General features: G+C 62.1%; 17 protein-coding genes. 8 read left to right on the forward strand and 9 right to left on the reverse strand.

Going from position 1 to position 23,017, the window contains the following annotated elements; genetic code table 11:
* Positions 1-224: 224 nt before the first annotated feature.
* Positions 225-1,601 carry an amino acid permease gene (locus tag OKC29_RS08305; protein WP_073350759.1) on the reverse strand — a complete coding sequence of 459 codons (1,377 nt, stop codon included), beginning with the start codon at positions 1,599-1,601 and terminating at the stop codon, positions 225-227.
* A 362-nt stretch (positions 1,602-1,963) separates the two neighbouring features.
* Between OKC29_RS08305 and OKC29_RS08310 the strand changes: the two genes are divergently transcribed.
* The gene (locus OKC29_RS08310; RefSeq protein ID WP_010633583.1) at positions 1,964-2,251 is read left to right on the forward strand and encodes a hypothetical protein; all 288 of its coding nucleotides are present in this window, start codon (positions 1,964-1,966) and stop codon (positions 2,249-2,251) included.
* Positions 2,252-2,341: 90 nt separating this feature from the next.
* Here OKC29_RS08310 and ppsR read toward each other — a convergent pair whose 3' ends face one another.
* Positions 2,342-3,154, reverse strand: a complete 813-nt coding sequence (gene ppsR, locus OKC29_RS08315; RefSeq protein WP_005302533.1) for a posphoenolpyruvate synthetase regulatory kinase/phosphorylase PpsR — start codon at positions 3,152-3,154, stop codon at positions 2,342-2,344.
* A gap of 308 nt (positions 3,155-3,462) precedes the next feature.
* Here ppsR and ppsA point away from each other — a divergent pair, with 308 nt between their 5' ends.
* Both ppsA and OKC29_RS08325 read left to right on the forward strand, forming a co-directional pair.
* Positions 3,463-5,841 (forward strand): phosphoenolpyruvate synthase, encoded by a 2,379-nt coding sequence (gene ppsA, locus OKC29_RS08320; protein WP_162275723.1) that lies wholly within the window; start codon positions 3,463-3,465, stop codon positions 5,839-5,841.
* Positions 5,842-6,141: 300 nt separating this feature from the next.
* Positions 6,142-7,119 (forward strand): AraC family transcriptional regulator, encoded by a 978-nt coding sequence (locus OKC29_RS08325; RefSeq protein WP_073350758.1) that lies wholly within the window; start codon positions 6,142-6,144, stop codon positions 7,117-7,119.
* 95 nt (positions 7,120-7,214) lie between these two features.
* Here the strand turns inward: OKC29_RS08325 and OKC29_RS08330 are convergent, their stop codons facing one another.
* The 6 genes from OKC29_RS08330 to OKC29_RS08355 all read right to left on the reverse strand — a co-directional run bounded on the left by OKC29_RS08330 (position 7,215) and on the right by OKC29_RS08355 (position 14,710).
* Positions 7,215-9,596: a beta-glucosidase gene (locus OKC29_RS08330; protein ID WP_162275722.1), complete on the reverse strand. Its 2,382-nt coding sequence runs from the start codon at positions 9,594-9,596 to the stop codon at positions 7,215-7,217.
* Between the two features lie 419 nt (positions 9,597-10,015).
* Complete coding sequence (locus OKC29_RS08335; protein WP_073350754.1) at positions 10,016-10,474, reverse strand: serine protease chaperone; 459 nt, start codon at positions 10,472-10,474, stop codon at positions 10,016-10,018.
* Positions 10,475-10,491: 17 nt separating this feature from the next.
* Positions 10,492-12,366: a serine protease Asp gene (asp, locus tag OKC29_RS08340; protein WP_073350752.1), complete on the reverse strand. Its 1,875-nt coding sequence runs from the start codon at positions 12,364-12,366 to the stop codon at positions 10,492-10,494.
* Between the two features lie 481 nt (positions 12,367-12,847).
* Positions 12,848-13,387 carry an isochorismatase family protein gene (locus tag OKC29_RS08345; protein WP_073350750.1) on the reverse strand — a complete coding sequence of 180 codons (540 nt, stop codon included), beginning with the start codon at positions 13,385-13,387 and terminating at the stop codon, positions 12,848-12,850.
* 15 nt (positions 13,388-13,402) lie between these two features.
* Positions 13,403-13,777, reverse strand: coding sequence for a hypothetical protein (locus OKC29_RS08350; protein ID WP_016351149.1), 375 nt, complete (start codon positions 13,775-13,777; stop codon positions 13,403-13,405).
* Positions 13,778-13,975: 198 nt separating this feature from the next.
* Positions 13,976-14,710 (reverse strand): NYN domain-containing protein, encoded by a 735-nt coding sequence (locus tag OKC29_RS08355; protein ID WP_073350749.1) that lies wholly within the window; start codon positions 14,708-14,710, stop codon positions 13,976-13,978.
* Between the two features lie 484 nt (positions 14,711-15,194).
* On the opposite strand from OKC29_RS08355, the gene OKC29_RS08360 reads away from it, so the two are divergent.
* Complete coding sequence (locus tag OKC29_RS08360; protein ID WP_073350748.1) at positions 15,195-16,025, forward strand: MetQ/NlpA family ABC transporter substrate-binding protein; 831 nt, start codon at positions 15,195-15,197, stop codon at positions 16,023-16,025.
* 71 nt (positions 16,026-16,096) lie between these two features.
* Here the strand turns inward: OKC29_RS08360 and OKC29_RS08365 are convergent, their stop codons facing one another.
* Positions 16,097-16,819, reverse strand: coding sequence for a phosphatase PAP2 family protein (locus tag OKC29_RS08365; RefSeq protein ID WP_162275721.1), 723 nt, complete (start codon positions 16,817-16,819; stop codon positions 16,097-16,099).
* 346 nt (positions 16,820-17,165) lie between these two features.
* On the opposite strand from OKC29_RS08365, the gene OKC29_RS08370 reads away from it, so the two are divergent.
* The 4 genes from OKC29_RS08370 (at position 17,166) to truA (ending at position 22,917) form a co-directional block, all read left to right on the forward strand.
* Entirely contained in the window at positions 17,166-18,296 is a 1,131-nt protein-coding gene (locus OKC29_RS08370; RefSeq protein WP_073350744.1) for a 4-phosphoerythronate dehydrogenase, read from the forward strand.
* Between the two features lie 142 nt (positions 18,297-18,438).
* Positions 18,439-19,455: an aspartate-semialdehyde dehydrogenase gene (locus OKC29_RS08375; RefSeq protein WP_017407978.1), complete on the forward strand. Its 1,017-nt coding sequence runs from the start codon at positions 18,439-18,441 to the stop codon at positions 19,453-19,455.
* A gap of 275 nt (positions 19,456-19,730) precedes the next feature.
* Positions 19,731-21,929, forward strand: coding sequence for a FimV/HubP family polar landmark protein (locus OKC29_RS08380; RefSeq protein WP_073350742.1), 2,199 nt, complete (start codon positions 19,731-19,733; stop codon positions 21,927-21,929).
* A 178-nt stretch (positions 21,930-22,107) separates the two neighbouring features.
* Positions 22,108-22,917, forward strand: a complete 810-nt coding sequence (gene truA / locus OKC29_RS08385; RefSeq protein ID WP_029300144.1) for a tRNA pseudouridine(38-40) synthase TruA — start codon at positions 22,108-22,110, stop codon at positions 22,915-22,917.
* Positions 22,918-23,017: the final 100 nt, after the last annotated feature.

The following is a 23,017-nucleotide window of genomic DNA, read 5'->3' on the forward strand; positions in this document are numbered from 1 at the left end:
TATCTGCATCAAGCCCGAGCACTCTGTCTCGGGCTTGTTGTTTTTAGACGAGCAGGATGCTTGCTAGTTAAAGAGGGCTGGCGATTGCTGCTGGCTGAGCTCGTGCTCACAGTGCCATGGTGGACTGGAGAAGGGAGGCGGGCGATACCAGCCTGCAGGGGTCATATCCGGGTAGAAAAAAGCCGGTCAGTGACCGGCTTTTGAGGGGGATGAGGCTGATGCCATCAGCCAAGGTTGGCCGCGACGCGAGCCTGGCGCTTTTGTTTGAATTGATAGCCGATGGCCAGCACGATGATCCAGACCGGGATGAGCAGTACCGAGATCTGGATGCCCGGGGTCAGATACATGATGACCAGAATGCCGGCCATGAAGGCGAGGCAGAGGTAATTGCCGAACGGGTACCAGAACGCCTTGAACTTGGGAACCACACCTTCGGCCTGCTTGCTCTTGCGAAACTTCAGGTGCGCCAAGCTTATCATGGCCCAGTTGATGACGAGGGCGGAGACCACCAGCGCCATCAACAGCTCGAACGCCTTGCCCGGCATCAGGTAGTTGATGAGTACGCACAGCAGGGTGGCTGCGGCGGAGACGGAGATGGCCACCACCGGCACCCCGCTCTTGTTGGTCTTGAGCAGGCTGCGCGGGCCGTTGCCCTGCTTGGCCAGACCAAACAGCATGCGGCTGTTGCAGTAGACGCAGCTGTTGTAAACCGACAGGGCCGCGGTCAGTACCACCATGTTGAGCACGGTAGCCACCAGATTGCTGTCCAGTGCGTGGAAGATCATGACGAAGGGACTGCCGCCTTCTATCACCTTGCCCCAGGGGTAGAGGGACATCAGCACGGCCAGGGCGCCGATGTAGAAGATGAGGATCCGGTAGATCACCTGATTGGTGGCCTTGGGGATGCTCTTCTCGGGATTGTCGGCTTCGGCAGCCGTGATGCCGACCAGCTCGAGCCCGCCAAACGAGAACATGATCACCGCCATCGCCATCACCAGACCGCTGATGCCGTTGGGGAAGAAGCCGCCCTGGGCCCACAGGTTGCTGACGCTGGCGTCCGGGCCGCCGTTGCCGCTGGCCAGCAGGTAGCCGCCGAAGCCGATCATGCCGATGATGGCCACCACCTTGATGATGGCGAACCAGAACTCCATCTCGCCAAACGCCTTGACGTTGGAGAGGTTGATGGCGTTGATCAACACGAAGAAGAAGGCCGCCGACATCCAGGTCGGGATCTCGGGCCACCAGTACTGGACATAAATGCCCACCGCGGTCAGCTCGGCCATGCTCACCAGCACGTAGAGCACCCAGTAGTTCCAGCCGGAGGCAAAGCCGGCGAAGTCACCCCAGTATTTGTAGGCGAAGTGGCTGAAGGAGCCGGCTACCGGCTCTTCCACCACCATCTCGCCCAGCTGGCGCATGATCAGGAAGGCGATAAAACCACCGATGGCATAGCCAAGCAGCACGGAGGGGCCCGCCATCTTGATGGTCTGGGCAATGCCGAGAAACAGGCCGGTGCCGATGGCGCCGCCCAGCGCGATGAGCTGGATATGGCGGTTTTTCAAACCGCGTTTCAGCTCCTCGCCGTTTTGTTGAAGATCCATTCTTCCTTCCTTACGTCTTCTGAAGTCATTCGTCTGTCATCTCGTCCGTCGGGTCACTCCATGTGACCGAGCACGGCAAAGCGTGCCTGAAACGTGACGAAATCCGTATTTATTTCGTTACAGTGAGCCGCTTTCTGTTTTTTATGGCGACTACCAACGGAAGCAGAATAGTGATAATCCATCGCCGATGCACCTGTTTTCCTCATCATTCGCTGGTTTTTTCGGCGAAAGGCAGGTTTTTAGGGAGCGGTGAAGCTGGCAGGGAAGTGTTTGGTTGTATTATGAGCAGTTAGGCTCTGTTTGGTTGACTCTGTCGGCAATTCCTGTTTTATGAAGCCTCCTTTGCAACAAGGATGCACTTCATGCAACGTATTATTGGCAGTTTGCTGGCCGTCGCGCTGTGGCTCACTGTGTGGCTTTCGCCCCTGCTGCTGACCATGGCGGCGGGGTGTCTGCTGGTATGGGCCGTACAGGGTGATGACTATCTGGTGATGCACTTGCGGACGGTCTTGTTGATCGCCGGTGCCATCGGCCTGCTGCCGGCCCTCTGGCTGACCGAGCGGGTACGCCGGCGTCACGGTGTGCTCAACTTCTACGCCATGCTGATGAACAACAAAGAGCTGAACCGCCCGGGCTCCCAGCCCCGCTGAGGTCCAGTCGACAAGCGCCGGATACGGTTGTATCCGGCGCTTTTTTATTGGCGTTTGCCGTGTCGTCAGCTTGCCGGCGGGCGGCGCAGCTCAATAAAGCTGACGGCGCAGGCCGGTGGCCTCGAGGATCTTGGCGCTGATCTCCTCCACTGAGTGGGAGCTGGTGTCGAGGAAGCGGATCGCCTCCTGGCGAAACAGCCGCTCGACGCAGGCCAGCTCCTGTTCGCACTGCTCCAGCGAGGAGTAGCGGCTGTTGGCGCGACGCTGGTTGCGGATCTCGTGCAGCCGCTGGGGAGCGATGGTAAGACCGAACAGCTTGTGGCGATTGGCCTTGAGGGCGGCCGGCAGATCCAGGACCCCCATGTCCTGCTCGATGAAGGGGTAGTTGGCGGCGCGAATGCCGAACTGCAGCGCCAGATAGAGGCTGGTCGGGGTTTTGCCGCAGCGGGAGACCCCGATCAGGATGATGTCGGCCTCCTCATACTCCTTGGTGGTGATGCCATCGTCGTTGGCCAGCGCGAAGTTGACTGCCTCGATGCGATCGTCATAGAGCTTGCGGTTCTCCATGCCGTGGGTGCGGTGCAGCCTGGGCTCGGCCTTTACCCCAAGCTCGTGTTCCAGCGGGCTGACGAAGGTGTTGAGAAAGTCGTGGCTGCTGGCCTGGGCCTTGAGCACCTCCTCGCGCACCTGATGATCGACGATGGTGTGGAACAAAATGGGGCGTACCCCGGTCTGGCGGAACTGCTCGTCGATGCGCATCCGTACCTGGCGCGCCTTCTCCAGGGTTTCGACAAAGGGGATGGTGATCTGCTCGAAGGCCAGCGGAAACTGGCTCAACACGGCGTGGCCGAACACTTCGGCGGTGATGGCGGTGCCGTCTGAAACATAGAATACGGTGTGCACTGGAGGCTCCTGTGAGGGGGTCGGCGAGCTGGCAAGCAAGAAGTATCTCTCGAAACCATATCGTTTTTGTCAACCGGTCTGCCGTGCCCAAGTTGTGAAGTGGCTTGCAAACCTGAGTCGTTACCTTTTTGTGTTGGCATTGTAGAATGTCTGTGTCATTCGACCATCCCCAAATCTTGCTCGGGGATTTTTTTGACAATAAGTAGAAAACGTTTTCATGGTCGTTGGCAACAGTAGAAACAGACAATAACGCACATAAACTGGCGCACAAGGTGCCATGGCGGCACAGTGCCCACCAACCTGGAGACATGCAAGTGCAACAGTACGTACTCTGGTACGAGCAACTCGGAATGCAGGACGTAGAACGAGTTGGCGGCAAAAATGCATCCCTTGGCGAGATGATCAGCAACCTCTCTGGTGCCGGCGTATCCGTGCCGGGCGGGTTTGCCACCACCGCCTTTGCGTTTAACGAGTTTCTGGAGTCAAGCGGCCTCAACGGCAAGATCCACGATCTGCTCGACAGCCTGGATGTGGACGACATCGCCGCCCTCAACCGGGCCGGCCAGCAGATCCGTGACTGGGTGATCGAAGCCCCGTTCCAGAGCGCGCTGGAACAGGCGATCCGGGTTGCCTACGACCAGCTCAGCGGTGGGCTTGACGCGTCCTTTGCGGTGCGCTCCTCCGCCACTGCCGAGGACATGCCGGATGCCTCGTTTGCCGGCCAGCAGGAGACCTTCCTCAACGTGCGCGGCATCGACGCCGTCATGATTGCCGTCAAGCATGTGTTTGCTTCACTGTTCAACGATCGCGCCATCTCCTATCGGGTGCATCAGGGCTATGACCACAAGGGGGTCGCCCTGTCGGCCGGGATCCAGCGCATGGTGCGCTCGGACTTGGCCGCCTCCGGCGTCATGTTCACCCTGGATACCGAGTCGGGCTTCAACGATGTGGTGTTTATCACCGGCGCCCAGGGCCTTGGCGAGATGGTGGTGCAGGGCGCGGTCAACCCCGACGAGTTCTACGTGCACAAACCGACCCTCAAGGCAGGACGCCCGGCGGTGGTGCGCAAGACGCTCGGCTCCAAGCTCATCAAGATGACCTATTCCGGCGATGCCAGCCACGGCCGCCAGGTGCAGATCGTCGACACCAATGAGGCCGAGCGCAGCCGCTTCTGCATCACGGATGCCGAGGTGATGGAGCTGGCCAAGCAGGCCCTCATCATCGAGCAGCACTATGGCCGCCCGATGGACATCGAGTGGGCCAAGGACGGGCAGGATGGCAAGCTCTACATCGTCCAGGCTCGCCCGGAAACCGTGCGCAGCCGCCAGGAGGCCAACACCCTCGAGCGCTTCGCCCTCAAGCAAGCGGGCAAGGTGCTGATCGAGGGGCGCGCCATCGGCCACAAGATCGGCGCGGGCCCGGCGCGGGTCATCTCCTCCATCAGCCAGATGGACGAAGTGCAGCCCGGTGACGTGCTGGTCACCGACATGACCGACCCGGACTGGGAGCCCATCATGAAGCGGGCCTCCGCCATCGTCACCAACCGGGGCGGTCGTACCTGTCACGCCGCCATCATCGCCCGCGAACTGGGGATTCCGGCGGTGGTGGGTTGCGGTGATGCCACCAAGCGCATTGAACCGGGCCAGCTCATTACCGTCTCCTGTGCGGAAGGGGACACCGGCTTCATCTACGACGGCGAACTCGACTTTGACGTGGCGGTGACCGAGGTGGGCAACATGCCGCGCCTGCCCATCAAGATCATGATGAACGTCGGCAACCCGGACAGGGCGTTCGACTTCGCCCAGCTGCCGAACGCCGGCGTCGGGCTGGCCCGCCTCGAGTTCATCATCAACCGGATGATTGGGGTACACCCCAAGGCGCTGCTGGAGTTCGACAGCCAGAGCCCCGAGCTCAAGGCCACCATCGGCAAGATGATTGCCGGCTACGAGAGCCCGCGTGAGTTCTACGTCGCCAAGCTGACCGAGGGCATCGCCACCCTGGCCGCCGCCTTCTGGCCGGAGCGGGTGATCGTGCGGATGTCGGACTTCAAGTCCAACGAGTACGCCAACCTGGTGGGTGGCCGTGGCTACGAGCCGCACGAAGAGAACCCGATGATCGGTTTTCGTGGTGCGTCGCGCTACATCGCCGACAGCTTCCGCCCCTGTTTTGCCCTCGAGTGCGAGGCGATCAAGCGGGTGCGTGACGTCATGGGGCTGACCAACGTCGAGGTGATGATCCCCTTCGTGCGCACCGTGGGTGAGGCGGAGCAGGTGATCGACATCCTGGCCGAGAACGGTCTGCGCCGTGGCGAGCGGGGGCTCAAGGTGATCATGATGTGCGAGATCCCGAGCAACGCCCTGCTGGCAGACAAGTTCCTCGAGCACGTGGACGGCTTCTCCATCGGCTCCAACGACATGACCCAGCTGACGCTCGGACTTGATAGGGACTCGGGCCTTATCGCCCACCTGTTCGATGAGCGCAACGAGGCGGTCAAGGCGCTGCTGGCGATGGCCATTACCGCCGCCCGCAAGGCGGGCAAGTACGTGGGGATCTGCGGCCAGGGGCCGTCCGATCACCCGGACTTCGCCGCCTGGCTGGTCGAGCAGGGCATAGACTCTGTGTCCCTCAACCCGGATACCGTGGTCGACACCTGGCTCTATCTGGCCGAGCAGCACAAGGCGAGCTGACGCAGGCTGCACAGCCCCCATCAAAATGGCGCCCACGGGCGCCATTTTTCATGGCCGAACCTGACGCAACTGGTCCGATATGGCGGCCAGATGTGCCCAAAATGGCGCGCTGGCGCGTGCTTTTACACTCCGTTACATCTGCTCGCTTTGCAACCGCCCCATAATGGTCGCGCCAGCCCGCTGCACGGGGTGGCAGGCCCGCCGCCAGTGGCGGGCCGGGGGATCACGAGCAGTTTCCTGTCAGCACGGAGGCCAGGACGGCAGATGTCACAGAGCGTATCAAACCAGGTGATCAGACGAATGCTGGGAGCCTGCCAGCAGCAGGGGGGCGATCCCGATGCCATTCTCATGGCGGGCGGCCTCACGTCGTTCGACATCGAGCGGGAGCAGGGCCGGCTGCCGGCCCACAGCCACTACCGGATGCTGCAACTGATGCAGCCCTATCTGGCCAGTTTTCACGAAACCATCCTCTCCTACGACATCGGCCAGCTCTACCAGCACTATCCACCCCTCATCAGCCTGTGCCTGAACCAGCCCTCGCCGCGGGCGGCGCTCGAGGTGCTGTTGGCCTATCGCCCCATCATCGGCAGTTGTGACGAGCTGCGGGTGCGGCGGGGGGCGCAGGCCAGCCAATACCTGTATGTCAATCAGGGGCCTGCCAGCCTAGGGGCGAGTCAGGCCATCCCCAACTTCATCATCCTCTACCGGATTTTGCGGGTCTACCTGGCGGATCCCCGGGTCTCGGTGGGCTTCACGGGGCGGCCGCCACCGCGCCATCAGCTGCTGGATCAGTTCTTCGCCACCCGCTGCCGCTGGGAGCAGGGGGAAAACACCCTGACCATCGACAACGTCCAGCTCGACTGTCCCAGCCACTGCTACAACGAACCGCTGGGTCATCTGCAACTGGCTCAGCTGGCACAGATTTGCGCTGACATCGCTGAGCGTGCCCCCTTTGCCTATCTGGTGGGGGAGCGGATCCGCCACAAGATCCGGGAAGGGGAGCTGGAGAGCGACGAGAGCCTGCTCAAGGAGGTGTGCGCGGCCATGAACGTCAGCCGCTGGACCCTCAATCGCAAATTGCAGGGGGAGGGGAGCAGCTTCTCGACCCTGCTCAGGGAAGCGAGGGTGAGCGAAGCCTGCCGCTTGCTGGGCGAGGGGGATCAACCGCTGCAGAACATCAGCGATCGGGTCGGCTTTTCATCCCAGAGCGCCTTCAACCGTTTCTTCAAGGCCAACACCCGAATGACGCCGCTGGCTTATCGCAACGCCCGCCAATAAGAACGGGACCGGCGCAAGGCCGGTCCCGTGGTCGGGTCATTACTGGGCAATTTTCGGGCAAGGCCGGGCTGGGAGCCCGGCCTTGCCTGCCTCTGTTAGCGGGTGATTGTGGTGACGCTGGCGGGATCCACCCCGGCCGGCAGCGCCAGTGCCCCTGGCGTGGTGTTGCTCACCACTATCTCCTTGCTCACCGTGAAGCTGACCGGCGTGCTGGCGGAGACATCCGACGAGGGGCTGATGTAGGCACTGTAGCGACCCGGCTCAACGATCCACTGGTTGCTGGCCTCATCGAAGCTGGCGAGGATGTTGGCCGGAATGGTGAAGCTCAGCTGTTCGCTGGCCCCCGGTGTCAGCTGCGCCGTCTTGGCAAAGGCCTTGAGTTCGATGAGCGGTTTCTTCAGCTTGACCTCGGGGGCGGTCACATAGACCTGGGCCGCCTCCTTGCCTGCCACGGCGCCGGTGTTGGTGATGGTGGCGGTCAGCACCAGGCTGCCGGCACTGCCGCCCTCCAGGGTATTGCTGGCGATGGCGGGGCTGGTGTAGCTGAAGCTGGTGTAGGAGAGGCCGAAGCCGAATGGGTAGGAGACCGCCTGCTCGAAGGTGCTGTAGTAGCGATAGCCCACGTAGATCCCCTCGTTGTAGTAGAGATCGTCCGGTTCGCCGTCCCCGTCGGTGTCCTCACCCGGGAAGGTGCTGGCGGAGGGAACGCTGGCGTAGCTGTGCGGGAAGCTCTGGGCCAGCTTGCCGCTCGGGTTGACCGCGCCGGAGAGCACGTCCGCCACCGCATGGCCGGTCTCTTGGCCAGCCATGTAGGCCAGCAGGATGCCATCCACCTTGTCGCTCCACTGGGCGGTGTCGATGACGCCGTTGACGTTGAGCACCACCACCACCTTCTTGCCCTGGGCGTGGAAGGCGCTGCTCACCGCATCGATGAGGGCACGCTCGTCATCACCGAGCAGATAGTCCCCCTTGCCGCTGCTGCGATCCGCCCCTTCCCCGGCCTGGCGGCCGATGCTGATGACGGCGGCTTGCTGGGTGGTGGCCGCACTGGCGATCAGGGCCGCCAGATCGCCGCTGATTGGCGCCTCGGCGCAGGTGTAATAGCCCTTGGCGCCAAATTGCCCCTCGTGATAGACCTTGTTGTTCTCGTAAAAATCGCGGTAATAGCTCTGCAACGCCTCGTTGACCGGGAAGCGTGCCGCCAGTCCCTGCGCGATGGTGGTGGTGCTGGCGGCGTTCACATCCCCGCTGCCGGTGCCACCCTTGTAGGTGTTGATCTGGTTGATGCCAAAACTGGCCAGGGTGCTGCTTGCCGCCAGCGGCAGGGCCGCGGCGTCGTTGCGCAGCAGCACCATGCTCTCGGCGCCGGCCTGACGGGCCAGTTTGGCGTGGGCGGTCAGATCCGGGCTGTTGCTGATGGCCAGCTGGCTGTAGGAGGGGCTCTTCATCACCTGGGTCAGGATGTGGATGGCGGCCTCGTTCACCTTGGTCTCGTCAAGGTCGCCGTGCTCGATGGATTGCTGCAACTGCTCCTTGACGTTGCCCGGCTCGATCAAATCCTGTCCCGCCAGCACCTGCTTGTAGGCGTTGTTGGCCACATCGCCAGCAAACCAGTCGGACATCACCAGGCCGTCGAACTTCCACTCGCCGCGCAGCAGGTCGGTCACCGCGTCCTTGCGTTCGTTGACATAGGTGCCGTTGACCTTGTTGTAGGAGGTCATCACCGCCCAGGGCTGGGCCTCGTCCACCGCTATCTGGAAGCCGCGCAGGTAGATCTCGCGGAAGGTTCTCGGTTCACCGATGTCGTTGATCTGGTTGCGGTTGGTCTCGGAGTTGTTGCCGAAGTAGTGCTTGATGGTGGTGCCTACCCCGTTGCTCTCCACCCCGTTGACCATGGCGGCGCCGATTTTGCCGGTCAGCAGGGGGTCTTCCGAGTAGTACTCGAAGTTGCGGCCATTGAGCGGGTTGCGCTGGATGTTCATGCCTGGGGCCAGCAGGATGTCGACCCCGTACTGGCGCACCTCGTCCCCCATGGCTTCGCCGACGGCCTTGACCAGCTTGACGTCCCAGCTGGAGGCGAGCAGCGAGCCGATGGGCCAGGCGGTGGCGTAGTAGCTGGCGCTGTCACCGTCGCGGTTGGCGTTGATCCGCACCCCGGCCGGCCCGTCCGCCAGTTTGAGGGCCGGAATGTCGATGCCGTCGGCGCTGCGCAGCACGCCGTTGATGTAACCCGCCACGCCGGGCACGTCCTGCTTGACGTTGATGGCGCCGTTGGCACTGCCGTAACCGGGGCCGGAGAGCAGGTCCAGCTTCTCGCCGAGGGTCAGCTTGGCCACCATGGCCTCGGCCTGGCCGCGGTAATAGGCATCGTCCTTGGCCAGGGGATCCGAGTCATTCTGGTTGCAACCGACCAGCAGGCCGGCCAGCGCCAGGCTGACGCCCAGTGAAACCGCTTTCAATTTTGTGGTGATAGGCATGAAGACGTCCTCGTAACTGTCTGAATAAAAATAAAAAGGAGATATCGACACCGGGTGGAAGGCATCCGTCCGGGCTGGGCCGCTCTGCTGGCGGCTGCCATTGGATATCGCAAGGAAGGCCGAACGGGCCCGTGGGCAGACGTTTGGCTGCAGGCAGGTTAACAAGCCGGGCGATGGCCGCCTTGCCCCGGGGGAGCGAGAAATGTGCCGACGGGAGCAAGGGGGCCGAGTTGTGAGCAAGGTCGCATCGAAAGACAGTGCCAAACCAGGGACTGAAAGTGACAGAGGGGAGAAGGGCAGGGGAGATTGGGAAAACGGGTGGCCTGATGGTCACTGAGGATGACTGCGAGCAACGCGCGAGGGGGCCGGCGGCCCCCTCGAAGATCAGCTGATATGCCCGGGCAATGGCCCGGGACGGCTCACTTGGGCTGTTTGAGGGCCCCGGCGAGTTCAATCTGCACGTTGACCCCCTCCTGCTTGAGCGCCGTGGCGACGGCGTTCAGATCGGTGCCCGGCTTGGCTTCCAGCAGGGCGATGCCGCCGCTGCTCTGCTTGAAGCGCAGGCCGTGACGGCTGGCCAGCGCGCTGGCCTGGTTGTCATCGGCTTCCACCAGCAGGGTGCCGCTGGCGGTGAGTTCCGGGCTGGCCACCCCTTGCAGCAACACGTCGCCGCTGCGCAGGGTTTGCCGGGGCGCCTTGCCGTCCGCGCTGCGGGCGACCCGCTGCTTGCTGCCGTTGTCCGGGGTGAGGTAGGTCTGACCGTTCACCTCGATGGTGCGGTACTGCTTGCCGTCGATCACCACCGACTCATCGGCGGCGTGCACGCCGGCCGAAGCCAGGAGGCCGGCCAGGACCAGGCCGAGTAAGCTGTGTTTCATCTTGTGACTCCTTGTGATCATGAGCGGGCGGCATCGTGGCCGATCACCCGCAGGGACCAGTTGAGCAGTTGACCCGGCTGGCTGTTGTTACGCTCGGTCAGGGTGCTGCGGCGGTTGGTGTTGAGGTCAACCAGCGTCAGCTGGCGGCTGCTGTTGGAGACGTCGGTCACCTCCAGTCGCCACTCGCCCAGGGCCGCTTCGCCATAGAACTTGTGGGAGAGCATGCGCATGTCGCGCAGCCCCTTGGTGCGCACATAACCCAGCTGCTGCCGGTCGAGGGATTGCCCCACCAGGCTGTTGTTGGGGTTGAGCAGCACGCTGCGGGTGCCGGACGGGGAGACCAGCTCGATCAGCAGGTCGGGCAGGCGCTGATGATCCAGGCTCACCGTGACCTGGACCGCTTCCACGGTCAAGGCTTGCGCCACCTGGGTGCTGGAGCGGGTGGCACTGCTGCCCACATCCGCGATGCTCCCTTCACTGCGCGGCACCGTCACCTTCTGAGCCGGCAACTGCACCAGCGGCGGCAGCGGGGTGTGGTTGGCGGCGGCCGTCAGGGTCTTGTTCACATCGATGAGGCCAAAGCCGTAGGTGGGGCTGTACCAGAGGCCGGCGGCGTTGCGCTCCCACCCTTCCAGGCCGATGACCTGACGGGGTTGACCGTTGGCGGCGGTATAGCTGACCTGGACCGGCTGCTGGCCGGCATCGATGCGGGTAGCGTTGCGGGCCAGCAGATCGCGCAGATCCCGCACCGACAGATCCGGATAGGCGGACATCAGCAGCGCCATGGCGCCCGAGGTGTTGGGGGTGGCCGACGAGGTGCCGTTCATCACGCCGTTGTAGTCGCAGGTGGCATCCAGCTGCGGGTTGTTGTGCAGCCGGTTGGTGCTGGGATCGTCGGTGCGGTTGTAGCCCATGTCGCAGCCGGGCAGATCCGTGGTCACCATGGCCGGCGCATCGGTACCGTACTCCCCGCCGGGGGCGCTCAGGAAGACGTTGCTGCCGACGCTGGAGTAGGAGGAACGCACTCCATCGGCGTTGATGGCGCTCACCACCAGGTTCCAGAAGTTGCTGTTGGAGGGGTCTATGTTGCTGTTTTCGAACGGCAGCTTGGGCAGGGCGCCGGTGCGGCTGAACATGTAGTCACCCGCGGCGATGCGGTTGAAGCCGTTGCCTGCCGCCTTGATATAGGCTGCGCCCTGCGCCTGCTGGGTCTGCTGCTCGAACAGCCGATCGAGCTGAACCTGATCCAGCCCGTTGGCGCTTTGCGGATCCACCAGGCTCATGCCGTAGCTCTGGTTGAAGACCCGGTTGTCGGCGGTGGCGGTGCTGCCGCCCAGCGCATAGATCCAGTCTTTCTGCAGCTGCTTGCTGCGCTCATCCAGCAGGTTGAACCCCTGCAGCTGGACGTGGGGCGCCACCCCCAGGGTGCCGATGCGGTTGTCGACCGCTCCGATCAGGCCGGAGACCGAGGTGCCATGGGCACTGTCCGGATCGGTCGGAGTGGGGTCGCTGCTGCCGGTCACCACGTTCTTTGAGCCGGGGCGCACATTGTCGGCCAAGTCCGGGTGGGCGATGGCCAGGCCGTCATCCACCACGGCCACGTTGATGCCCTGACCCTGCACGCCGGTACGGTGTGCCCACCAGAGGTTGAGGTCGTTGCCTGCCACGCCGCCGCGGGAGCTGAAGGCATTCTGGCCGCTGTTGAGCAGGTGCCACTGCTGATCCTGCAGCGGGTTGATGCCGGGCAGGCAGCGCGCTGCGCTGCTGCGGCCGGTATCGAGGCCGGCTTCCTTGCCGGTCAATGGGGTGCAACTCTCACTCGCCTGAACTGAAGCGATGGGCAGGGCCGAGAGCAGGGCCGAGATTGCCAACGCTAACGATGTTTTTCTCATTAATAAACTCCATCTTATATCGCACCGTCCTGGGTGCGACTGGCATCTATACACGGGAAAAACAGAGTCAAAAAGCACTCGTTTTGATTCTGAGATAAGGCTCAAAAAAATCCCACAACAAATATTTTACAGACCATCTGGGGGTTCCTGTGAATCCTTTTGTGTGGTGTATTGAGAACTTTTCTCAGCTGGCTGATGTTGATATTTATCTTTGTAGATCAACCTATTAGTAACTGTTCATTAACGTTTGGTGGTGGGGGGCGCTACGAAAGGGGACGGGGGGAGCGGCGTGAAATGGGAGGCGCCCCGTGCTGGCGGAGTGCCGCCGAGATCGAAAACAGAGTGAGGGTCAGTGCAGGCAAGCCTCACGGCGCCAATGGCGCCGTGTCGGATGAAGTCGCAGGTCGACAGGGAAGGTGATTTGATCAGCGCCAGCAATATGGCGCGAAATGCCGGATGGTGGGGCCGGTCGGCAGGAGGGTTATTTGATCAACGCCAGAATGGCGCGAAACGCCGGATGGCGGCAATCGCCCAGCAGCTCGTAGAGGCACATCTCCACCGAGGTGAGTTCGGCCCCGTGCGCCGCCAGCTTGTGGATGGCGAGCTCCCGGTTGGCGGCGCTGCGCGACGACACCGCATCCACCACCAGCGACACCTGGCTGCCCGCGTCCAGCAGTCCCAGCACAGTCTGGTAGACGCAGATATGGGCCTCGATGCCGCACACCAGCCAGTGGCTGACGCCCTGGCGGGCGAGGGCGTCGGCCAGCACCGGTTCCCCCAGGGCGCCGAAGCTGTGCTTGGGCAGCACAAGATCGCCTGCCTGCATCAACTGCAGCTCGGGCACGGTAGCCCCGAGCTTGTCCGGGTTCTGCTCCAGCCAGACAACCGGCAGGCCCAGCAGTCTGGCCCCCGCCACCAGTCTGGCGGTGTTGGCGATCAGGGCGTCGCTCCCCTCGACCAGACGGGCCAGTTTGCCTTGAATATCGACGACCAGCAGGCCGGTGTTCGTGATGGTCAGCATGGATACTCTCCCGGATCAGAGTGAGACAGTGGCGCCGAGTGGGCGGGCGAGGGATGCGCGCGACTGGTTCCACAGATAGATGAGGGTCAGCGCGATGACGGTACCGATCGGAAAGGCGAACAACTGCAGGGCGACGAAGCACCAGAAGACCACCTTGAAGGCCGTCACCTGTTCGGTGAGCCCGCGGTACGCCACATAGTTGAAGGCGAGCACAAACAGGGCGATGGCGGTTGCCAGGCCAAGGCTGAGACTCTGCGACGGTGCCATGTCAGCCGGGTGGAGCGGGCTGACCGTGACGACGGCCCAGGCAACGAATGCAATCATGGCGAGGGAGAGCATGGTGGCAACGATAAAGATGGCCTTGGCAAGCAGGTGTTGTTTGGGGGTCATGGTTACTCCTGAAGGTGGTATCTGTTACGTTTGGGATGACGATGTGAATCACTTCCGCAAACTACCGGCAGGGCTGGAACAGGTCAAAAATAAAGTAATGCAAAATGTAAATTTAGTTGCAGCCTGGCTATACAATGAAAACTTGAGGTAAGGCGTTTTCCTTATGTCAGCTTGCCAGTCGAAAAAACGATCATCGCTTCACTTGGATTTGGTCAATTGGGATGCCCGCTTTTTATCTCTTACCCATAAGACCGAGTTGTCAGTTTTCTTCATTTCGAACAGATCAATTGCCATGAACAGATCGCTGAGCTTTCTAAAGCCATAATTTCTTTGATCGAAAGAAGCATGATTTGATATATGATTTCCTATCGCTCCCAGCATTGCCCAACCACCACCTTCTTCAACAGCATCGATGGCTTGGCGTAGCAAATTAATTAGACGAGTATCACTTTTAATGTTTTTTATCTGTTTTGCGATTGGAAGATCTTCTTTAATGTTATTACACTCTGCATCCAGATAGAGAAAACGAGAGCAGCTATTGACGAAAGGCATCGGGGCTTTCCGTTCGCCAAACCCGATCACAAACTTGCCATCAGCCAGACATCGAGTAACAAGTGGGGTGAAGTCACAATCAGAAGAGACGAGACAAATAACGTCGACATCCTTGGTATAGAGAACATCCATGACATCAATCACCAGTGCCATATCGGTGGCATTTTTCCCCTTGGTCAAGTCGAATTGCTGGATTGGTTGAATTGCAAACTCGTGCAATATTTCCTCCCATGACTTGAGGGTTGGGTTTTTCCAGTTACCATATGCCTTACGAATATTGACTACACCATAGCGAGCCAGTTCTGACAATACCCTGTCCATCTTGCCGGCTGGCGCATTATCTGCATCGATAAAGACCGCTATTTTCTCTTTATCCTTCAAGTGACCTCCTGTCATCACAATAAATCCAGTTGTAAAAAACGTATCACGGTCTAGACACTATCCCTGTTTGGAATAATAACTGTGCGGCAGTCTGCTGCATGCATGGAATATGCTCAGCCTGCAAAATGTGAGCATTGACTCCCAGATATGTGTCCACAGCAGTTCCTTTGCTGATTGAATAACAAGGTTAATCAAATACAACAGCTATCAAGTGACCACAATAAGTCACTTGAGGCCGGCTTGGGGAGGGGGTCAAGCAATAACTGTGTGGTTTATCAAAGATTTCTTGTCATGGATGCCCGGCAGAGCCGAGTGCCGGGCTTCACTGCCATCCGGTAAAGCTTGCCCGGTTTTGTTGCTTGGCGAAGAGAAACGGCTCTGTTATGGTGTGTTTAATTAGCCGTTTGGATGGCTAGATGGTTGCAGTGGTTAAAGCACGACTCTGCCATCGCGCCAGCCGTTGAGATGTTTACAGGGAGTTTTTATGCAGCGTCGTTCCTTCTTTGCCCTTTCCGCCCTGGCCCTGCTGGCCGGTACTCTGCCATTGGCCGCGCTGGCCGCCGATCCGGCCAAACAGGAGATCGTCATCGGTACCACGGTAGGGGATTTTGCCGACATGGTGACCGACTCCATCAAGCCGCAGCTCGAAGCCAAGGGTTATCAGGTCAAACTGGTGGAGTTCACCGACTACGTGACCCCCAATATCGCGCTGGCCGACGGCTCGCTCGATGTGAACTGTTTCCAGCACAAGCCCTATCTGGAGAGCTTTGCCAAGGATCGGGGGCTGTCACTCGCCCCCATCACCCAGGTACCGACCGGCCCCATGGGCCTCTATGCCGGCAAGCTGGTAGATCTGAAGGCGGTGCAGGAGGGGAGCACGGTAGCCATTCCGAACGACCCCACCAATCAGGCGCGGGCGCTGCTGATGCTGCAGGATCTGGGCTGGCTGACCCTGAAGGAGGGGATCAACCCGCTCAAGGCGAGCGAGTTCGACGTGGTGAAAAACCCGCACAACCTCAAGCTGGTGTTGCTGGAGGCGGCTCAACTGCCCCGCTCGCGAGAAGACGTGGACTTCTCGGTCATCAACGGCAACTTTGCCGCCTCAAGCGGCATTCCCTTCAGCTCAGGCCTGTTCCTTGAGCGCAGCTATGACTTCATCAACTGGGTGGTAGTAAAAAGTGCCGATGCGGACAAGCCCTTTGCCAAGGATGTGGCAGCGGCTTACAACTCGGCCGCCTTCAAGGCTTATGCCGCCAAGCGCTTCGTCGGTTACAAGTACCCCGAAGGGTGGCAGGGAGCGAGCGCCAGCAACTGAGTGGCCAGCGTCACAGGCTTTGAACAAAAACGGGCACCCGCGGGTGCCCGTTTTTTTGTGTCGTGCACATGTCAGTAATGGCGCAGCCACCAGCGGGCGGCGAACAACGCGGTGAGGCTGCCGAGCAGGGCGCTTGCCAGCACATCCAGCGGCCAGTGCATGCCGATCAGCATGCGCGAGAGGCCGACACCGATGGCCCACAGCGGCAGCAGCCAGGCGCCGGCAGGGGCGCGCGCCAGCCAGATCAGGCCGAAGAATTGGGCCAGGCTCATGGCAGCGATGCTGTGGCCGGAGGGGAAGGCGTAGTTCACCTCCGCCTGCCAGTGGTTGGCGAGCCACTCGGGCAGTGCCAGCAGCTGGCTGGCGGCATGGACCTGCTCGCTGCGCACCTCCACCTTGCCGGCGTAGAACTGCTGGATGGCGGGGATCAGCTGCTGGCTCTCCAGCCAGAGCAGGTAGGGGCGGGGCTCCTCGGTCAGATGCTTGATCAGGCTCTTGATGAGCCAGTCGCCGGCCAGCACGGCAAACAGGGCGGCGCCGAGGGCCAGCAGTGCCGGCAGACTCAGCGTCAGCTTGTGTCGGGTCAGCAGCAGCAGGGCCAGGATGCTGACGCCGATGCCGGGCACATCCACCATGCGGGTGAGGGCGTAGGGCCACCAGAGCCAGTCCGAGTGAAGGGCCTGGCTCATGAACGGTTGCCAGGGCAGGCAGGCCAGCAGGAGCAGCGGCAGGATCAGGGCGGCATTGAAACACAGCACCTGGCGGCGCGGCAGGGAAGAGGCGTGAGTCGGCATAACGGGGCTCGGCAAGGTGCCCATTCAGGGGCAGCAAAAAAAGAGGCGCCATTGTGCCAGCCCAGTGCGGTCGGTCAAGTCGCGCCCCGCTCGCTGTAACACGGGGTTACAAATGAGTGTGGTGATGGCTGACCCGCCGCGTGCAATCCGGCTGGTGGCAAGGGGGAGCACCTGGGGTTGTCCGTGCAGGCTGCCCACTCGGTTGAGCAGAGATGAATCAGCAGCGCGCAGGTTCCCGCCAGAAAGTCGCGACGAGGGCCGCTCATGGATGAATAAGCATCTGAAACTTCGGTCTGTTTGGGCTAGAATGGCGCGCTTGTGGCCGCTAGCGAAGTGAGAGAGCCCGATGAAGATCGTCGTTGATGAAAATATGCCCCACGCCCGTGAGCTGTTTGCCGAATTTGGCGAGGTCATCCCGCTGCCCGGCAGGCAGATGCAGGCGGCGGATCTGCAAGAGGCCGACGTGCTGCTGGTGCGCTCCGTCACCCGGGTGGACGCCGCACTGCTGGCCAGCTGTCCGCGACTGAGCTTCGTCGGCACCGCCACCATCGGCACCGATCACGTGGACAAGGGGCTGCTGGCCGAGCGGGGCATTCCCTTCTTCAGCGCCCCTGGCTGCAACAAATATTCGGTCGGCGACTATGTGCTCTCCGCCCTGCTGGTGCTGGCCGAGCGCCATGAGCTCAACTTGAGCGAGATGAGCCTGGCGGTCATCGGTGCCGGCAATACCGGCGAGTGTGTGGCAGGCAAGGCCGAGGCCCTCGGCATGCGGGTACTGCGCTGCGATCCGCCCCGTGCCCGCGCCGCCGAGGCCAGCGAGGCGGCGCAGTTTGTCGACTACCAGCAGGCCCTTGGCGCCGACATCGTCAGCTTCCACGTTCCCATCACCCATCAGGGGCCGGACGCCACCTTCCACCTGCTGGATGCGGCGCAGATTGCCGCCCGCCCGGCCGGGCAGATCCTCATCAACGCCTCCCGTGGCGAAGTGTGGGACAACCGGGCCTTGCTGGCGCGCCAGCAGAGCCAGGCGCCGCTGCGGCTGGTGATGGACGTGTGGGAAGGGGAGCCGGAGCCGCTGCAGGCCCTGGTACCCCACACCGAGCTCGCGACCCCGCACATCGCGGGTTACAGCCTGGAAGGCAAGGCCCGCGGTACCTGGATGCTCTATGAGGCACTCTGCCGCCAGCTGGGCCGCACGCCGCGCCAGGATCTGCAGAGCTTGTTGCCCATCCCCGAGGTGCGCGAGGTGATGCCGGGCCAGCCGGCGGATCAGGCCTTGATCAAGCAACTGGTCCACCTTATTTATGACGTGCGCCGCGATGACGCCCGTTTTCGCAACCGACTCGGTGTGGCGGGCAGCTTCGATGAGCAGCGCAAACACTATCCGGAGCGGCGCGAGCTCTCTTCCCTGCAGCTGAAAGGGCCGTTTGCCAGCGATGCCCTGGCCAGGCTCGGGTTTGTCTGCCAGCCAGACTGAACACTTTACATACTTGAAGGGGCGGGAGCCTTGTCCCGCCCATACCCGGTCTGGCCCGACGCCAGACCCGCTATCAGGCAGGTCCGCCTGCCAGCGGTGATGCCAGCGCGCGTCACCGGCACCATCATAGGAGAGAACAGCAGTGAGTCAGCAATTCAACGTAGCGGTATTGGGCGCCAGCGGCGCCGTGGGCGAGGCGATGATCGAGATCCTGGAAGAGCGTGCCTTCCCGATCGCCACCCTCTATCCGCTGGCCTCCAGCCGCAGCGCCGGCGACACGGTGCGTTTTGCCGGCAAGAACGTCGAGATCCTGGATGTGGAGGAGTTTGACTGGAGCCAGGTGCAGATCGCCCTCTTCTCCGCCGGGGCCGAGGTCTCTGCCAAGTGGGCACCGATTGCCGCCGAGCACGGCTGCATCGTCATCGACAACACCTCCTGCTTCCGTTACGACGAAGACATCCCGCTGGTCATTCCGGAAGTGAACCCGGATGCGCTGGCCGATTTTCGCAACCGCAACATCATCGCCAACCCCAACTGCTCCACCATCCAGATGCTGGTGGCGCTCAAGCCGTTGCACGATGAAGTAGGTATCTCCCGTATCAACGTGGCGACCTATCAGTCCGTCTCCGGCTCCGGCAAGGAGGGGGTGAGCGAGCTGGCCGGCCAGACCGCCCACCTGCTCAACGGTCGTCCGGTGGAGCCGAGCCTCTACCCGCAGCAGATCGCCTTCAACCTGATCCCGCAGATCGACAGCTTCACCGACAACGGCTACACCCGCGAAGAGATGAAGATGGTGTGGGAGACCCAGAAGATCCTGGGGGATGCCAGCATCGCCGTGAACCCCACCTGCGTGCGGGTGCCGGTGTTCTACGGCCATGCCGAGGCGGTCCACGTCGAGCTGCACCAGCCGCTCGACGCCGAACAGGTAAAAGAGCTGCTGCGCAATGCGCCGGGCGTCACCCTGTTCGACGACGAGAACGACTATCCGACCCCGGTGCGCGACGCCACCGGCAAGGACGAGGTGCTGGTGGGCCGGGTTCGCCAGGATATTTCTCACCCCTGCGGTATAAATATGTGGATCGTGGCCGATAACGTTCGTAAGGGCGCGGCGACCAACAGCGTGCAGATTGCCGAACTGCTGGTGCGCGATTACCTCTGATCGTCGGGTCCATTGGCCTGGCGGGGAGGGAAATCCGCCAGGCTGCCAGCCTGTGTACCCATGGGGTGGATGTGGCCGGGGGCGCACTCTGCAGCCCCGAGAATTTTTCGCGATATCAACTGATTAAGTTTTTTCCTACACTCAGGGGCAAGTTGGGTGCTAAATGTGTCGGACTGCTGGCTTGCAACCTGAGCCTGATTTATATTGAACCGACTGTTTTGGGGTAACTATCCAGATTTTTCAATGTGATAGGGCCGTCATACGAAGGAACGAATATGGGACATTCCCGCATAACATTGGCAACGCTACTCGCATTGGGTCTGCTGGGCACGGCCCAGGCCGAAGACTCGGCGCGGGAGCCTTTTTTTGTTGAGCTCAAAGGCCCGGACGAGCCGGCTCCGCCCGCCGTCAATTCCCAGCCGCTGGCACAACCCGTCGCCGCTCCCCGCGCCACGTCTCAACCCAGCCGAGCCACGGCCCAGCCTATCGTGCGGCAGGTCGCGAGCAATGCCGGCAGTTATGGCCCCATTCGTCCCACCGACACCCTCTGGAGCCTGGCGAGCAAGTACCGCCCCTCCAGCAGTGTCAGCGTCTACCAGACCATGGTGGCGATCTACGAGAAGAACCCCCGCAGTTTTGCCGATGGCAACATCAACCACATTCTGGTGGGCTCGCGCATCCAGCTGCCCACCACCGCCGAGGCCAGCGTCATCACCGATGCCGAGGCCCGCGCCAAATTCCGCAGTGACAACGCCAGCTGGAAAGGGCTGAGCCCGAAATACCTGGCCAGCAAGCATACCCAGCCGGCCAAGCCGGTGACCACCAAAGCGGCCCCGACCAAGGCGGCCGAGCCGGCCAAACCCGAGGTAGCCAAGGTCGCACCCGCCAAGGCGGCGCCCATTCCGGCCCCGGCACCCAAGGTGGAGACACCCCAGCCGGCCACCGAGGTGAAGGCGGTCGCCAAGGCTCCCGAGCCGGTCGCCAGCCAGGCGGCTGCCACCAGCGCCGCCACGGCCAGCGCACCGGCGCCGTTGCCGGCCGATGTCAATCAACCGGTCGGCAAGCCCTCCACCGAGATGGCGCTGGCGCTGGAAGATGCCAATGCCCAGCTCGGCCAGGTCACCGAAATGAACCACAGGCTCAAGCTGCGGCTGCAATCCCTGACCGAAGAGGTGGAGACTCTCAAGGCCCAGTTGCAGGATCAGACTGCGCTGCAAAAAGAGATTGCCGAGCTCAAGGCCAAGCCGGTTCCGCCGGTGGCGCCGGCCCCCGAGCCCAAGCAGAACTGGCTGATGGACCTGCTCTCCTCGCCGCTCAACCTGGCCATGATCATCCTGTTGCCGGTGCTGCTGGTGCTGGCGCTGGTGACCCTGTGGCTGCGGGCGCGGGCCCGTCGTGAGCTGGAAGAGCAGGAGAAGAGCCTGTCCGAATCCACCGCCATGGTGATGGATCAGGAGAGCAGCGAATTTGACGAGCTGATGACGGTCGGCATCACCGACGACGAGCCGGTACGACCGCGCCCGGATCTCAATACGCCGGATGGCTACATGGCGGTGGAAGAACCTGCCGCGCCAGCCGACCTGGTGTTCAGCGACGACGGCGAGATGGATCTGGCCAGCTTCGATGCCGAGCCGGCCCCGCCTGCCAAGGCCGCCATCCGGGATCCGGATCTGGTGCCCGAGCTGGATCTGGCCCATGACGAGTCCATCACCCTCGACACCGAGCCGGATCTGGACCTTGCCAGCGAATTCAATCCCAAGCCCAAGGCTGGCAACGAGATCATGAGCGAAGAGGAGCTGCAGGCAGCCCTGTTCGCCGAGTTGGACGCAGATCTGGAAGCCGATTTGGCGCTGGACGGCAGCGATGACGGTCAACCCGATGCCGACCCCATGGTCAGCGACGAGGATCTCGCCTCCTTCGATTTGAGCGATTTCGAGACCGCCTTTGCCGAGCCGGGCGCCGACAAGGCTACCAGTGCCACGGCCGACGCCAGCGCCGATGAGCTGTTGGCGGAGCTGGGGCTGGAGCCCGAGCCGACCAAGGGGAAACAGGAGGCCGCTGCAGATCTGGAGTGGGATCCCAACGAGCTGGCCCTGGCCGATTTCGAGGATGCCTTCGCCGAGGTGGAGTCCCATCCGGGCGAAGTGAAGCCACGGGAGCAGGCCCAGGAGAGCGGCTATGTCGAGATCGACAAGCTGCTGGCCGAGGCGGACGCCACCACCACCGAGCAGGAACCCTATCAGGGCTTCTCGCTGGACGTGGGGCTGGATGGCTTCCCCGAGGTGCTGCCGGAGTCCACCGGGTTTGACGTGGATGCCGATGATGGCGGTGTGGGTGCCAAGCTGGATCTGGCTCGTGCCTACCTCGAGATCGACGACAAGGATAGCGCCCGCGAACTGCTGCAAGAAGCGGCGGAGCAGGGCACCGAGCATCAGCGGGCCGAGGCCGAGAAGCTGCTCAAGCGCCTTGGTTAGAGAGCCAGCGCATAGTGGTGAAAGCAGGGGCAGCCGATGGGCTGCCCCTTGTTTTTGGTCCCTGTGTTTTGGCGTCTGGTCCGGCCTGGACGCGGCTATTTGGGATTTTTGAGGCGAGACGCGTATAATCCGCCCCGTTTCATTCACCGCCCCTTTTCATCAGAAGACAAGTTTATCCATGCGAATTGCCCTAGGTATTGAATACGACGGCAGCCGGTATTTCGGCTGGCAGCGTCAGCGCGAAGTGATCAGCGTACAGGAGGAGCTGGAAAAGGCCCTCAGCCGGATCGCCAATCACCCCGTCTCCATCCAGTGTGCAGGGCGCACCGATGCCGGTGTCCACGCCACCGGCCAGGTGATCCACTTCGATACCGATGCGAATCGCGCCGAAGGGGCCTGGACCCTGGGCCTCAACTCCAACCTGCCGCCGGACATCGCCGTGCGCTGGGTCAAGCAGGTAGACGAGGGGTTTCATGCCCGCTTCAGCGCCACCGCCCGTCGCTACCGCTACGTCATCTACAACCACAACTACCGGCCGGCCATCCTCGGCAGTGGCGTCAGTCACTACCACGAAACCATCGATGCCGATCTGATGCACCAGGCGGGCCAGAGCCTGCTCGGGGAGCACGACTTCAGCACCTTCCGGGCCGTCGCCTGTCAGTCCAACACCCCCTGGCGCAATGTGACCCACCTCTGTGTCAGCCGCTCCGGCCCCTACATCGTGCTCGACATCAAGGCCAACGCCTTCCTGCACCACATGGTGCGCAACATCACCGGCTCCCTGCTGCTGGTGGGGCAGGGGCTCCAGCCGGTGGAGTGGATTGCCGAGGTGTTGGCAGCCCGGGATCGCAACCTGGCGGGCCCGACCGCCAAGGCGGGGGGACTCTATCTGGTGGACGTGGATTACCCGGCGGAGCTGGGGTTGCCGCGGATGCCGCTGGGCCCGTTGTGGCTGCCGGACTCGGCACCGGGTACGACCAGTTTTTAGTAACTGGCCCCGAAAATTTGTGGTTTAATGATCCGTCATTTATTGCCATCGAGCTATTAAGTCATTGAACAATCTAGGCTCGATGCGTTTTGTCAGGCAC

The sequence above is a fragment of the Aeromonas sp. QDB34 genome (genome assembly GCF_027705405.1).
Lineage (GTDB): Bacteria > Pseudomonadota > Gammaproteobacteria > Enterobacterales > Aeromonadaceae > Aeromonas > Aeromonas hydrophila.